The organism is Pseudomonas sp. DCB_BI, assembly GCF_026240995.1.
Taxonomy (GTDB): Bacteria; Pseudomonadota; Gammaproteobacteria; order Pseudomonadales; family Pseudomonadaceae; genus Aquipseudomonas.
This window is the reverse complement of sequence record NZ_JAPFCG010000001.1, coordinates 190612-203765: the sequence shown is the minus strand read 5'-3', so window position 1 is coordinate 203765 and position 13154 is coordinate 190612. Positions and strand designations below refer to the sequence as shown.

Annotated in this window: 11 protein-coding genes and 2 pseudogenes; 4 read left to right on the top strand and 9 right to left on the bottom strand. The window is 61.0% G+C overall.

Translation table 11 applies throughout. The features are described from left to right. Positions 1 to 6: 6 nt before the first annotated feature. On the bottom strand, positions 7 to 720 hold the full coding sequence (locus OO258_RS00925; RefSeq protein WP_266028496.1) for an ABC transporter permease: 714 nt from the start codon (positions 718 to 720) through the stop codon (positions 7 to 9). Positions 721 to 1195: 475 nt separating this feature from the next. Between OO258_RS00925 and OO258_RS00920 the strand changes: the two genes are divergently transcribed. Further along, a complete protein-coding gene (locus OO258_RS00920) occupies positions 1196 to 2779 on the top strand; it encodes a peptide chain release factor 3 (protein ID WP_104960827.1) in 1584 nt (527 codons plus the stop codon). A 117-nt stretch (positions 2780 to 2896) separates the two neighbouring features. On the opposite strand, the gene OO258_RS00915 is transcribed toward OO258_RS00920, so the two are convergent. The 4 genes from OO258_RS00915 to OO258_RS00900 all read right to left on the bottom strand — a co-directional run bounded on the left by OO258_RS00915 (position 2897) and on the right by OO258_RS00900 (position 6675). Further along, complete coding sequence (locus OO258_RS00915) at positions 2897 to 3976, bottom strand: polyamine ABC transporter substrate-binding protein (RefSeq protein ID WP_266028494.1); 1080 nt, start codon at positions 3974 to 3976, stop codon at positions 2897 to 2899. Between the two features lie 52 nt (positions 3977 to 4028). Then, the gene (locus OO258_RS00910; protein WP_266028493.1) at positions 4029 to 4370 is read right to left on the bottom strand and encodes a cupin domain-containing protein; all 342 of its coding nucleotides are present in this window, start codon (positions 4368 to 4370) and stop codon (positions 4029 to 4031) included. Between the two features lie 33 nt (positions 4371 to 4403). Further along, on the bottom strand, positions 4404 to 5810 hold the full coding sequence (locus OO258_RS00905) for an NAD(P)/FAD-dependent oxidoreductase (RefSeq protein WP_266028492.1): 1407 nt from the start codon (positions 5808 to 5810) through the stop codon (positions 4404 to 4406). Positions 5811 to 5874: 64 nt separating this feature from the next. After that, positions 5875 to 6675, bottom strand: a complete 801-nt coding sequence (locus tag OO258_RS00900) for an AraC family transcriptional regulator (protein ID WP_110744906.1) — start codon at positions 6673 to 6675, stop codon at positions 5875 to 5877. 212 nt (positions 6676 to 6887) lie between these two features. Between OO258_RS00900 and OO258_RS00895 the strand changes: the two genes are divergently transcribed. Further along, positions 6888 to 7787, top strand: coding sequence for a hypothetical protein (locus OO258_RS00895; protein WP_266028491.1), 900 nt, complete (start codon positions 6888 to 6890; stop codon positions 7785 to 7787). Between the two features lie 447 nt (positions 7788 to 8234). On the opposite strand, the pseudogene OO258_RS00890 reads toward OO258_RS00895, so the two are convergent. Beyond that, positions 8235 to 8316 (bottom strand): annotated as a pseudogene (locus OO258_RS00890) (hypothetical protein); the annotation flags it as partial. Between the two features lie 393 nt (positions 8317 to 8709). Between OO258_RS00890 and OO258_RS00885 the strand changes: the two are divergent. Together OO258_RS00885 and OO258_RS27520 are read left to right on the top strand one after the other, a co-directional pair. Continuing rightward, entirely contained in the window at positions 8710 to 9579 is an 870-nt protein-coding gene (locus OO258_RS00885) for a DMT family transporter (protein WP_266028490.1), read from the top strand. A gap of 284 nt (positions 9580 to 9863) precedes the next feature. Continuing rightward, positions 9864 to 10085 (top strand): annotated as a pseudogene (locus OO258_RS27520) (LysR substrate-binding domain-containing protein); the annotation flags it as partial. Positions 10086 to 10275: 190 nt separating this feature from the next. Here the strand turns inward: OO258_RS27520 and OO258_RS00880 are convergent. From OO258_RS00880 to OO258_RS00870, 3 genes are read right to left on the bottom strand one after another with little or no spacing between them, the layout of a single operon-like run. Continuing rightward, positions 10276 to 11244 (bottom strand): peptide ABC transporter ATP-binding protein, encoded by a 969-nt coding sequence (locus OO258_RS00880; RefSeq protein WP_266028489.1) that lies wholly within the window; start codon positions 11242 to 11244, stop codon positions 10276 to 10278. Continuing rightward, positions 11244 to 12212, bottom strand: a complete 969-nt coding sequence (locus OO258_RS00875; protein WP_110744901.1) for an ABC transporter ATP-binding protein — start codon at positions 12210 to 12212, stop codon at positions 11244 to 11246. The genes OO258_RS00880 and OO258_RS00875 overlap by 1 nt, the downstream gene beginning before the upstream one ends. Before the next feature lie 10 nt (positions 12213 to 12222). After that, positions 12223 to 13149 carry an ABC transporter permease subunit gene (locus OO258_RS00870; RefSeq protein WP_009685150.1) on the bottom strand — a complete coding sequence of 309 codons (927 nt, stop codon included), beginning with the start codon at positions 13147 to 13149 and terminating at the stop codon, positions 12223 to 12225. Positions 13150 to 13154 lie beyond the last annotated feature (5 nt).

Below are 13154 nucleotides of genomic sequence, written 5' to 3'. Positions count from 1 at the left end.
CTATCCTTATTGGGCCAGGCCACGTTCCAGCCAGCGCCTGCTGGAGAAACTCACCGCTGCGTCCAGCACCAGTGCCAGCAGCGCGGTGCAGGCGGCCCCCAGCAGCAGCTGCGGCTGGTTGTTCAGGGCAATGCCGGGGAAGATCAGGCTGCCCAGGCTGTTGGCGCCGATCAGGAATGCCAGCGGCGCGGTGCCCACGTTCAGCGCCAGGGCCACGCGCACGCCGCCGACGATGATCGGCACCGCGTTGGGCAGCTCCACCTGCCAGAGTTGCTGGCGCGGGGTCATGCCGATGCCGGTAGCGGCTTCCTTGAGCGAGGCGGGGACGTTTTTCAGGCCTTCGTAGGTGTTGCGCACGATGGGCAGGAGGGACGCGAGGAACAGTGCGAAGATCGCAGGCCCGGCGCCGATGCCCAGGATACTCAGGGCGATGGCCAGAACGGCAAGGGGGGGAATGGTGTTGCCAACGTTGAAGAACTGCATGAAGCGCTCGGCTTTGTCGACCCGGTGCGGTCGACTTAACGCAATGCCGGCGGGGATGCCCACGGCCAACGCCGCCGCCATCGAAGCCAGCACCAATACCAGGTGCGCTTGCAGGTAGAACCCAAGATCGTCGCGATAACGCGCGATCGTGTCGATGCCGATCCAGTGGACCAGCAGGGCCAGGATGACGAGCGCGGCGGCCCATCCCAACAGCCCCTTTCCGTAGCGTTTAGCCACAGGCGGACTCCTTGTGTTGTCGGCGAGCACACTTCTTGGAAGCCGGCCAATCCTGGCGGCGGGTGGTGTGTTCGCGAGTAGCAGCGAGATGCAAGCCGAAGGCTGCGATCAGGCCATGAGCCGAACCCCGTCGGGCCCGAAAATGCTGATGAAACCAGTCCCCAACCGAAGCGGGTTGCAGGGGAGTGGACGTCTCCGTGGGTGTAAAGGTTCCCATCTGAGGCGGCATTTGGCCAGTGTTAATCGCTGGGTGGCAGGATTTATAGCGAGAAAAAACAGCGCCTTAATGGGCTGCAGGCGTTGAAATAACTGCGCTTTGGTCATTTGTCGTGATAAAGCGATGGTCTGTTGGATTTCTTTTGTCTGTGCCGGCATCTTCGCGGGTAAACCCGCGCCTACTTCCGCAGATTTTGGTCCAGGCCCAACTTCAGGTATGATACTGCCCCTTTCAAATCCCCCAGTCAGGCGATTTCCCATGACCAACCAGGCCGCCGAAGTCGCGAAGCGCCGCACTTTCGCAATCATTTCCCACCCCGACGCCGGTAAGACCACCATCACCGAGAAGCTGCTGCTGATGGGCAAGGCCATTGCCGTCGCCGGTACCGTGAAGTCGCGCAAGTCCGACCGCCACGCCACCTCCGACTGGATGGAAATGGAGAAGCAGCGCGGCATCTCCATCACCACCTCGGTGATGCAGTTCCCGTACCGCGAGCACATGATCAACCTGCTCGACACCCCCGGCCACGAAGACTTCTCGGAAGACACCTACCGCACCCTGACCGCGGTGGACTCGGCGCTGATGGTGCTCGACGGCGGTAAAGGTGTAGAGCCGCGGACCATCGCCCTGATGGACGTGTGCCGCCTGCGTGACACGCCTATCGTCAGCTTCATCAACAAACTCGACCGTGACATCCGCGACCCGATCGAACTGCTCGACGAGATCGAAGCCGTTTTGAAGATCAAGGCCGCGCCAATCACCTGGCCGATTGGTTGCTACCGCGACTTCAAGGGCGTGTACCACCTGACCGGTGACTACATCGTGGTGTACACCCCGGGCCACGGCCACGAGCGCACCGAAGCCAAGATCATCCAGAAGCTGGACTCGGACGAAGCGCGTGCCCACCTGGGCGACCAGTACGATTCGTTCGTCGAGCAACTGGAGCTGGTGCAGGGCGCTTGCCACGAGTTCAATCAGGAAGAATTCATCAACGGTCAGCTGACCCCGGTGTTCTTCGGTACTGCGCTGGGTAACTTCGGTGTCGATCACGTGCTCGACGCGGTGGTCGACTGGGCGCCGCGTCCGCTTGGCCGTGTTGCCCACGAGCGCACCGTGGAGCCTGTGGAAGAGAAGTTCACCGGCTTCGTGTTCAAGATCCAGGCGAACATGGACCCGAAACACCGCGACCGTATCGCCTTCATGCGTATCTGCTCGGGCAAGTACGAGAAGGGCATGAAGATGCGTCATGTGCGGTTGAACAAGGACCTGCGCATCGGCGATGCGCTGACCTTCTTCTCCTCCGAGCGTGAACAACTGGAAGAAGCCTTTGCCGGTGACATCATCGGCCTGCACAACCACGGCACCATCCAGATCGGCGACACTTTCACCGAAGGCGAGTCGCTGGGCTTCACCGGTATCCCGCACTTCGCGCCGGAGCTGTTCCGCCGCGTACGCCTGAAAGACCCGCTGAAATCCAAGCAACTGCGTCAAGGCCTGCAGCAGCTTGCCGAAGAAGGTGCTACACAGGTGTTCTTCCCTGAGCGCAGCAACGACATCATCCTCGGTGCGGTCGGTGTGCTGCAGTTCGACGTGGTCGCCAGCCGCCTGAAGGAAGAGTACAAGGTCGAGTGCGCTTACGAGCCTATCACCGTCTGGTCGGCGCGCTGGATCAGCTGCGATGACAAGAAGAAGCTCGAGGAATTCCAGACCAAGGCCATGGAAAACCTGGCCATCGACGGCGGCGGTCACCTGACCTACCTGGCGCCGACCCGGGTCAACCTGGCGTTGATGGAAGAGCGCTGGCCGGACATCAAGTTCCGCGCTACCCGGGAGCACCACTGATCTCGAGAGCTTGCTCTTGACCTCTGTGGGAGCGGGTTTACCCGCGAATGCATCGGTAGATTCAACACTGCATTCGCGGGTAAACCCGCTCCCACAAGGACGTCGTAACGACTGAAATCAGTTACCGGCTTTGATACTGGTCCAGATTCGCGTACGTATACGGTCGATCTTCGCCGGCATCGCCTCCAGCGCATACAGCTTGCCCATCACCTCGTCGCTTGGGTAAATCATCGTATTGCCCTTCATTGCCGGGTCTACCAGCCCATCTGCCTTGAGGTTGCCGTTGGCGTATTGCACATGGTTGCTGATGTTGGCCATCACCTCCGGCTGCAGCAGGTAGTTCATGTAGGCATACCCGGCCTTTTCATCGGGTGCATCGGCCGGCATGGCCACCATGTCGAACCACATCGGCGCGCCTTCCTTGGGAATCGAATAGCCCACCTTCACGCCATTGTTCGCCTCGTCGGCACGGTTCTTCGCCTGCAGCACATCCCCCGAGAAGCCCACCACCACGCAGATATCGCCGTTGGCCAGGTCGCCGGTGTACTTGGACGAGTGGAAATAGCTGATGTACGGCCGTACCTGCATCAGCAGCGCCTTGGCCTTGTCGTAGTCCGCCGGGTTCTGGCTGTGGTGCGGCAGGCCCAGGTAGTGCAGGGCGATCGGCAGCAGTTCGGGGCCGTTGTCCAGCACCGCGACGCCACAGCTTTTCAGCTTGCTCATGTACTCGGGCTTGAAGATCAGGTCCCAGGAGTCCACGGGCGCGTTGTCGCCGAGCACCGCCTTGACCTTGTCGATGTTGTAGCCGATGCCGGTACTGCCCCATAGGTACGGGAAGCCGTACTGGTTGCCCGGGTCGTTGACCTCCAGCGCTTTGAGCAGCACCGGGTTGAGGTTGTGCCAGTTGGGTAACTGCGACTTGTCCAGGCGCTTCAGGGCCTTGCCCTGAATCTGCCGGGCCATGAAGTGGTTGGAGGGAAACACCACGTCGTAGCCGGAGTTGCCGGTCATCAGCTTGCCGTCGAGGGTTTCGTTGCTGTCGTATACGTCGTAGGTGGGCACGATACCGCTGGCTTGCTGGAAGTTCTTCAGCGTGTCCGGGGCAACGTAGCTGGACCAGTTGTAGATCTTTACCGTTTCGGCGGCACCGGCCACGCTGGCGGCCAGCATCAAGGGGGCGAGAAGGAGTGTGCGCATGTCGGGTTTACCTTGCTTTGTCTGTTGTTATCGAAGGCAGGCGATCAGCGGATCAGAAGATAAGTACGTAGGTCTTGCGCACGGTCTCCTGGATATCCCAGGTGCCGGTGCTGTTGGCCGGTAGCATCAGTGCGTCTCCGGCTTCTATGACCAAGGGCTCGCCACCGTCCGGGGTGAAGGTGCAGCGGCCCTTGATGAAATGGCAGAACTCCTGTTGCACGATCTGCCGCCGCCAGCGCCCTGGGGTGCATTCCCAGATGCCGGTTTCGACGCCATCGCTGCGCTCCACGCTGTTGACCGAGGTCACGGCCACTGGCTCGCCGAGCGGTACCGCAACGGGGTTGGAACTGTCGAGCACGGCGCTGTCGGTGTTCTTGAACTGGGTGATGCTCATGACCGGTGGATCCTGTGTCGGGTAAAAGGGAAGTCAGTGCATGAAGCCTTCCATGAGGTCCGCAAGGTTGCTGGCCAGGCGCCGCCTCCACGGCGCACTGGCGGGGTTGGCGAGGGTCCGGTCCTCGTGGACGAAACTCTGGATGATCGCGTTGTAGCCCAGCCAGCGGCAGGGTTCGGGTGGCCAGCTGGCCAGGCTTGATACGGGTCGGTTGTCGAGTACCCAGGGTTGCGCGGTCAGCTCGTTGTGCTGGTTGAGGATCAGCGCTGCCAGGGTGCGTCCGCCCAGGTTGGTGGCACCGACGCCTTCGCCGCCGTAGCCGCCGGCCAGGGCGATGCCGCGCTGGCGGTCGCAGAGCATGTGCGGGCGGAAGCGCCGCGCCATGCCGAGGTTACCGCCCCACGAATGGGTGATGCGCACGTGCTTGAGCTGTGGGAACAGCTCGCTGAACAGGTAGCGGCGCAGCTCGATTTCGTGCTCGTCGAGGTTGAAGTTTTCGCGTAGGCGGCCACCAAAGCGGTAGCCACCCCGTGCGCCGAACACCAGGCGGTTGTCAGCAGTCCGCTGGCCATAGGTGACTTGGCGGCTGCTTTCACTGAAGGCCTGGCCCTGGCTCAGGCCAATCTGCTCCCAGGTGGTTTCCGGCAACGGCTCGGTGGCTACCAGCAGGCTCTGTACCGGCAGCTGATGTTTGCCCAGCGGCGGCAGGCTGGCTGCATAACCCTCCACGGCGGGCACCATCCATTGGCAGCGGATGCGCGCCAGCGGAGTACGTACCTCGCCGGGCTGCCAATCGATGGCCGGGGTGTTCTCGTAGATCGGTACGCCCAGCGCCTCAACTGCCCGGGCCAGCCCGCGCACCAGCTTGGCGGGCTGAATGGTGGCGGTGTGCGGGCTGTAGATGGCGCCATAGGCGTTGCTGACCCGCAGCTGGGCGTCCAGCTGTTCGGGGCGCAACCAGCGATAGTCGTCCTCGGTCATGCCCTGGCGATACAAGTCATCGAGGTAGCCACGCAGGCTGCGCTCCTGTTCCGGGTAGCGCGCGGCGCAGTACAGCACACCGCCTTTGCGGTAGTCGCAGTCGATGCCTTCGCGCTGCAGCACGCGGTGTACTTCATCGGGAATACCGTGCAGCAGGTCGATACTGCTGCGTCGCTGTTGTGGCGACAGGCTGGCAAGCAGGCGGTCTTCGCCAAGCAGGTTGCCCATCAGCCAGCCGCCGTTGCGCCCCGAGGCGCCGAAACCGGCGATGTTGGCATCGATGACTGCAATGTTCAGCTGGGGTGCCTGGCGCTTGAGGTAATAGGCGGTCCACAGGCCGGTGTAGCCGGCACCGATGATGCACACATCCGCGTCCAGGTCGTCGCGCAGGGCTGGGCGGGCGCACAGTGGCTCGTCGAGCTGGTCCATCCAAAGGCTGAGCGTGCGCAGGGGTTGCATCGGGTTTGGCTCCACATCCGTCAAGGTCTGTGGGCGATGCTAGTGGTGTCAGTGGGCGGCTGTCTTACGTGCGTGCACGCAGGGAAATTTGCTTCAGGTAGGCCTTGGGCGTGAGCCCGGTGTGTTCGCGGAAGCACTTGTAGAACGCCGACAGCGAGTTGAAACCGGCGTTGTATGCCAGGTCGTCGATCGGCGTTTCGACGCTGTCGTCGTCCAGGCAGGCCATCAGGTGCTGCAGCCGCGCCTGGTTGACGTAGCGGTAGAAGCTTTGCCCGAGCACCTGGTTAAGCAGGTAGGAAATCTGGTTGCGGCTGTACCCGCTGGCTTCCGCTACTTGCTGCAGGTCCAGTTCTGGGTCCAGGTACGGGCGCTGGCGCTGGAAGTAGTGCTCCAGGTCCTGGGCCATGGTCGACAGCTGCCGCGGTGACAGGCCCAGGCGGCTGGTGGCCGGGCGCGGGCCGCTGCTGACCAGGCCATTGCCATGTTGGCGTACCAGCGTGGCGTACTCGTTGACCCGCCAGATCAGGCCGTCCCTGACGGTGATCGCCTCGCTGGACTGGAACGCCACCAGGCCGTCGCCGCCCTGCACCGTGACCTGATACTGGATGAACGCGGTGCAGCCATCGACGCGGATGCGGTCGCTGTGGACGATGTCCTCGCCGGCTTCATGGGGCAGGCAGGCGCGTACGTAGTCGCGCAGCTCCTGATAGCCGAGCACGCGGTTCTGGAAGAAGTCGTGGTACTGAATATCGGGGTGGTAGAGCGCCATGACGCCATCGAGGTCGCGGTGCTTCCAGCAGAGGTGGTAGCGCAGCACGGTGTCGGCGGTGAGCGGGGTCTGGGCAGCGTCGTCGGGAAGCGTCATGACCGAATCATGCCCCGTCGACTGGCCTTGTTACAAGAATGCAGAACACCTGATGCATTAGCGCCAGTCGCGCATTTTGCACGGTCCTGATTCAGCGGAGCTTTCTAACTCATTGATTTGTATGGGCGTCATTTTTTGTCACAACTGGCACAGCCGCTGCAATGGTTAATGCGCGAATGGAATTTTCGCTAACAACATAAGGCGCACACATCATGATCACCCCTGCCGACTATCCCGTTGTAGATACGCAAAGCCGCTCAGGTGTTTCCTGGGCGGCGATCTTCGCTGGCGCGGCTGCCGCCGCGTCGGTGTCCCTGATACTGGTGGTACTGGGCGCCGGCCTTGGCTTTGCGGCCACCTCGCCTTGGGCTGACGAAGGCGCGAGTGCGAAAGCCCTGGGCGTTTCGACCATCGTCTGGCTGCTGGTGACCCAAATCATTGCTTCAGGCCTTGGCGGTTATATCGCGGGTCGGCTGCGGGTGAAGTGGGCCAACCTGCACGGCGATGAAGTGTACTTTCGTGATACCGCGCATGGCTTCCTGTCTTGGGCGGTGGCCACTTTGGTGGCGGCGATGCTGATACTGGGTGCTGCAGGTAATCTGGTGGGTGCCGGTGCCAGTGCGGCTTCCCAGGCGGCCACCGTATCCGCCGCCGCGGGTGCTTCGTCGGCAACCGGTAGCGACAACGACTCGATGGGCTACTTCGTCGATAGCCTGTTCCGTGGCGACGGCCCGGCGCCGGTCAGCGAGGATGCTGCAAATGGCGTAGCCGCACGCATTCTGGCCAAGGGTATTGCAGGGGACGGTGCGTTGCCCGCCGAAGACCGGGCTTACCTGGCGCAGTTGGTTGCGCAACGCACTCGTCTGACCCAGGCCGAAGCTGAAGCGCGCGTGGACCAGGTGATGACCCAGGTACAACAACTGAAAACCGATGCCAAACAAGCGGCTGAAACCGCTGCCAAAGTTGCTGCCTGGACAGCGCTGTGGACCTTCGTCGCGTTGCTGTGTGGGGCCTTCTTCGCCAGCTTGGCTGCCCTGTATGGCGGTCGTCTGCGTGACCGGGTGCAGTGGGTTGAGGGCGACTACGTTACACACCGCACCGTTCAACGTTAAGCAAGGAGAATCACTATGCGCTCGATACTGCTGTGGATGCTTGGGGTACCGATCCCCGTGATCATCCTGATTGCCCTGTTCATGCATTGATCGGAAGGGCGGCTTAGGCCGCCCTTCGCGACAAAAGGCTGCTCTGCTCCCACCCTAGGGAGCAACTGTCTTGCTCAATTTCTAGAATCTAGCGTGATCCTTGTGGGAGCGGGCTTGTCCCGCGAACACCGGCGGAGCCGGTGCCATCCACGGTGTTGGATTATTCGCGGGCAAGCCCGCTCAGGTACGCCGCAGGCTTGAGCAGTACCTGAGGAGACAACTGGCTTGCACAACACCTGAAAGCTGGCGCGATCAAGGTGGGGCCTTGTGTCGCAAAAGGGCTGGGAAGCAGACCGGACAACTCAACGCCTAGAGAAACTGCTCCGCATAGTGGCAGGCAACCTGTCGCGTACTCACCTACCTCAGCGCCGGCACCTCCTTGGCACCGTACGGTCGCATACGGACAGCCCTTGTGAAACGTACACCCATCCGGCGAATTCATCGCAAAAGATGCAGGTCCTCTATCCCGACGAAATTCTCCATGCTTTTTGACTTTATCGCCTTCGCGAATCCAGAAGCTTTGGGGGCTTGAGACCAATAAATTCAATAGAAGTTGGTGTGCTGATGAGCGCCAAAGGTCTCTTTGAATTAGTGATACTTAGTGTAGGAGTAAAGGCGGGTGTGTTGTCTGAAAGTTCCTACAGTATGCTATTGGCGCTTCCCATTGTCTCTACGGTACTAACTAACCCGTTAATGGCGTTGCTAGGCTGGTGGGCGTGCAGAAATAGGTCGATCTGTAGGCGCTCGTCCAAAATAGATGTTTGATTTCTGCTGTTTTCCCGATTACTGTCTGGGGAGGTTGAGGAATAACTCATAATTAAAGGCCGTTACTATGGACGTATTCATGGGGTTGCTGGCTGCGGTGTTCTGGGGGGCTACCGACTTCTTGGTCGGCGTGAACGCAAGAGCGGTCGGAGTAAAGCGGGCGGTATTTTTCGGGCAGTTGCTAGGGCTTTTCTTGATGGCAGTATTGATTGCTGTTTCAGCCGATCAGTGGCAAAAGTTTATATCTGCACCTTGGCTCACCATAGGGTTAGGAGTTGTCGCCTCTCTAAGCACCGTAGTAGGAGCGCTGGCGCTTTCAAAAGCTTTCGCTATTGGCAAGACAGCCGTCGTGGCGCCCCTGGTCACTTCGTATGGTGTTTTTACAACGCTGTTGGCATGGCTGGGTGGCGATGCCCTCTCCGCTTGGCAGGTGGTCGGTATCCTTGTCTGCTTTTTCGGCGTGCTGTTGGCCTGCCGCAGCGATAAGGGTGGTGATTTCGATCGTAAGGTCACCAGTGTGAAGTCTGTGTGGTTTGCTTTGTTGGCGGCCATGCTCTACGGCATCAGCTTCTGGATTCAGGGGAAATTCGCCTTGCCGGCGCTGGGACCGGTGAACATGCTGGCGCTAGGGTATGCGGTAGGGGTCATGTTCCTGATCCGTGAAGCCGTCAGGTTTCTGCGGGACCATACGACGATAACGCTGAAGACCTATGGCTCACTGTGCGGGGCCAGTCTTTTCAACTTGGGAGGGTTTTCTGCGTTTTCTTGGGGGGCGCTAAATGGCTCGGTTTCCGTTGTCACCGTCATCAGTACTTTGTCGGGTGGTATTGCCGCGATCCTGGGGTACTTCTTTTTTCGCGAGCGGCTGTCAGTTATCCAGATCGGCGGTGTTAGCCTAGTGCTGTCAGGGGCTTTGCTTCTGCACCTGTATGGGTGAGATTTTTTCGGTATGTAAAATTGTAGATTTTTTGGGAGTTGTGCCAGTGGCGCATGTCTTCGCTGTGGTCCTGTAGATATGAGTGCTCAGGGCAATGGACTATCAATGCTGCCTTGCGAAAGTTTATGTTGATATAGCTGCGTGAGTCGTCAGCAAATATATTTCGATTAAAGGAGCGATTTCTCGAAAGCCCGTAAGGGCTTATCCGTGTCGCGGTGCCACGTTCGTTGTATGTGTTGTGTCATCAACTCGTTCCTGAGTTTCTTTAATGCTACCCCAGCGTCAATGTCCAGCTCATTTCTAATGAAGGGGATTTTGACTTCATTAACGAGGGTGTCGACGTTGGCATAAGAGTCACTGATAGCCCACCCTTAGGGCTGGTGGCACGCGAATTGTTTTCTGTCGACTTTGTTGTCTGTGCATCGACCAGCTACCTTGATAAACACGGCCGTCGCGTTCACCCCGGCCCGAAACACCGACCTCACACACGCCGTGCGCCGAAGTGAATTTCCAATTTTTGCTTTTCACTGAACTCAAAACGGTATGCAGCTGTGTTCCGTCAAGGCCGTCGGGGCTGGAACGCATGCTCAGTCCTACACTATTAGCCCTGCTAAGTGCGCGGTGGTCAGGAAGAGTGACTGGGCAGCAAAGCAAACTGCTGTTTTTCGCATTGAGTGCTGCCCAGTTTTCTAACAGTTAAAGAAACTGCTCCGCATAATGGCAGGCAACCTGCCGTGTACTCACCTGCCTCAGCGCCGGCACCTCCTTGGCACACCGTTCGGTCGCATACGGGCAGCGTTTGTGAAACGCACACCCATCCGGCGGGTTCAGCGGGTTGGGCAGCTCCCCGACGATACGAATTTTCGGCTTCAACGGGTCTGGATGAATCGCGGGTGTCGCCGACAGCAACGCCTGGGTATACGGGTGCAGCGGCTTCTCGTAGATGTCCTCCTTCGGCCCCATTTCTGCTGGCCGCCCCAGGTACATGACCAGTACCTGATCCGCCACATGCCTTACCACCGCGAGGTTATGCGAGATGAACACGTAGGCGGTGTTGAACTCTTTTTGCAAATCCATGAACAGGTTCAGCACCTGGGCCTGGATCGACACGTCCAGCGCGGAGGTCGGTTCGTCGGCCACCAGCACTTTCGGTTGCAGCATCATCGCCCGGGCGAGGGCGATACGCTGGCGCTGGCCACCGGAAAACATGTGCGGGTAGCGCTGATAGTGCTCGGGGCGCAGGCCGACCTGCTCCATCATCTTCTGCACTTTGTCGCGGCGCTCGGCCTTGCTCAGCGAGGTATTGATCAGCAGCGGTTCGGCCAGTTGGTCACCGATCTTCTGCCGTGGGTTGAGCGAGGCGTAGGGGCTCTGGAACACCATCTGCACATCGCGGCGCAGTTGCTTGCGCTCTGCCTTGTTGGCGCCCTTCACCTCGGTGCCGGCAATTTGCAGTGAGCCGGACGATGGCTCTTCGATCAGCGTCAGGGCGCGGGCCAGGGTCGACTTGCCGCAGCCGGACTCGCCAACCACGGCGAGGGTCTTGCCGGCCTCCAGCTCGAACGACACGCCGTTCAGCGCACGGACCAGGGCATGGCCCTTGAACAGCCCGCGGGAGACTTCGTAATGCCGGGTCAGCTCCCGGGCAGATAGAACGACGGCCATCACGCCACCTCCTGGTTCAGCGGGTAGAAGCAACGCACCAGGCTATGGGCCTGAGGGTCGAGGGGCGGGCGCTGGCGCCGGCAGTTGTCCTGCACATACGGGCAGCGCGGCGACAGCAGGCAGCCAGCGGGGCGGTCGTAGCGGCCGGGGACGATGCCGGGCAGGGTGGCCAGGCGTTCGGCACCGATGCTGTGCTCAGGGATCGCCGCCAACAGGGCTTCGCTGTAGGGGTGCGCGGGGACGTCGAACAGGTCGGGTACCTGGCCCACTTCCACGGCCTGGCCGGCGTACATCACGCACACCCGCTTGGCCGTTTCGGCAACGACGGCAAGGTCGTGGGTGATCAGGATGAGCGCCATATTGCGCTCCTTCTGCAGGTTCACCAGCAGCTCCATGATCTGCGCCTGGATGGTCACGTCCAGCGCGGTGGTCGGTTCGTCGGCGATCAGCAGCTTGGGCTCGCCAGCGATTGCCATGGCAATTGCCACGCGCTGGCTCATGCCCCCGGACAGCTGGTGCGGGTAGGCATCCAGTCGGCTTTCGGCGGCCGGGATCTCGACCTTTTTCAGCAGCTCCAGGGCACGCTGGCGCGCGGCCTTGCCCTTCAGGCCCAAGTGCTGGCGCAGCACTTCCTCGATCTGGTAGCCAACGGTGTAGCTGGGGTTGAGCGCGGTCATCGGGTCCTGGAAGACCATGGCGATGTCCTTGCCCACCACCTTGCGCCGTTGCCGGCCGCTGAGCTTGAGCATGTCGGTGCCGTCGAAGGTAAGGGCGTTGGCGGTGATGCGCCCGGGGGCATCGATCAGGCCCATCAGGGCCATCATGGTGACCGATTTGCCCGAGCCGGACTCGCCGACAATGGCCAGGATTTCTCCGGCGTCCACCGCCAGGTCCAGGCCATCGACCACCGGTACTGCGTTGGCGTCGCCGAAGCGCACATTCAGGTTGTTGATCTGCAACAGTGACATGGCGTCCTCCTCAGGCGGCGTTCTTGAGTTTCGGGTCCAGCGCATCGCGCAGGCCGTCGCCCATCAGGTTGATTGCCAGCACACTGAGCAGGATGGTCAGGCCGGGCAGGCTCACCACCCACCAGGCGCGCTCGATGTAATCCCGGGCCGAAGCCAGCATGGTGCCCCACTCGGGGGTAGGCGGCTGCACGCCGAGGCCGAGGAAACCCAGCGCAGCGGCGTCGAGGATCGCCGAGGAAAAACTCAGGGTTGCCTGCACGATCAGCGGTGCCATGCAGTTGGGCAGCACGGTGACGAACATCAACCGTGGCAAACCGGCGCCGGCCAGGCGGGCAGCGGTGACGTAGTCGCGGTTAAGTTCGCCCATTACCGCGGCGCGGGTCAGGCGCACGTAGGACGGCAGGGAAACGATGGCGATGGCAATCACGGTGTTGATCAGGCCAGGGCCGAGGATGGCGACGATGGCCACAGCCAGCAGCAATGACGGCAGCGCCAGCATCACGTCCATCAGGCGCATGATCGACGGGCCGAGCAACTGCGGGAAAAAGCCTGCGAGCAGGCCCAGGAGGATGCCCGGGATCAGTGACATCACCACCGACGACAGGCCGATCAGCAGCGACAGCCGTGCACCTTGAATCAGCCGTGAAAGCAGATCACGGCCCAGTTCGTCGGTGCCCAGGATGAACTGCCAGGTGCCGCCTTCCAGCCACACGGGTGGGGTCAGCAGAAAGTCGCGGTACTGCTCGCTGGGGTCATGCGGGGCTACCCACGGCGCGAACAGCGCGCAGAACACCACCAGGCACATGAAGGCCAGGCCCATCACCGCGCCTTTGTTGCGCGCGAAGGCTTGCCAGAATTCTTTGTACGGGGAGGGGTAGAGCAGGCTCTGGTCCACCGGGCTGGCCGGCGACACGGATTTTGGAATCGGGCTAGTCATGGCTT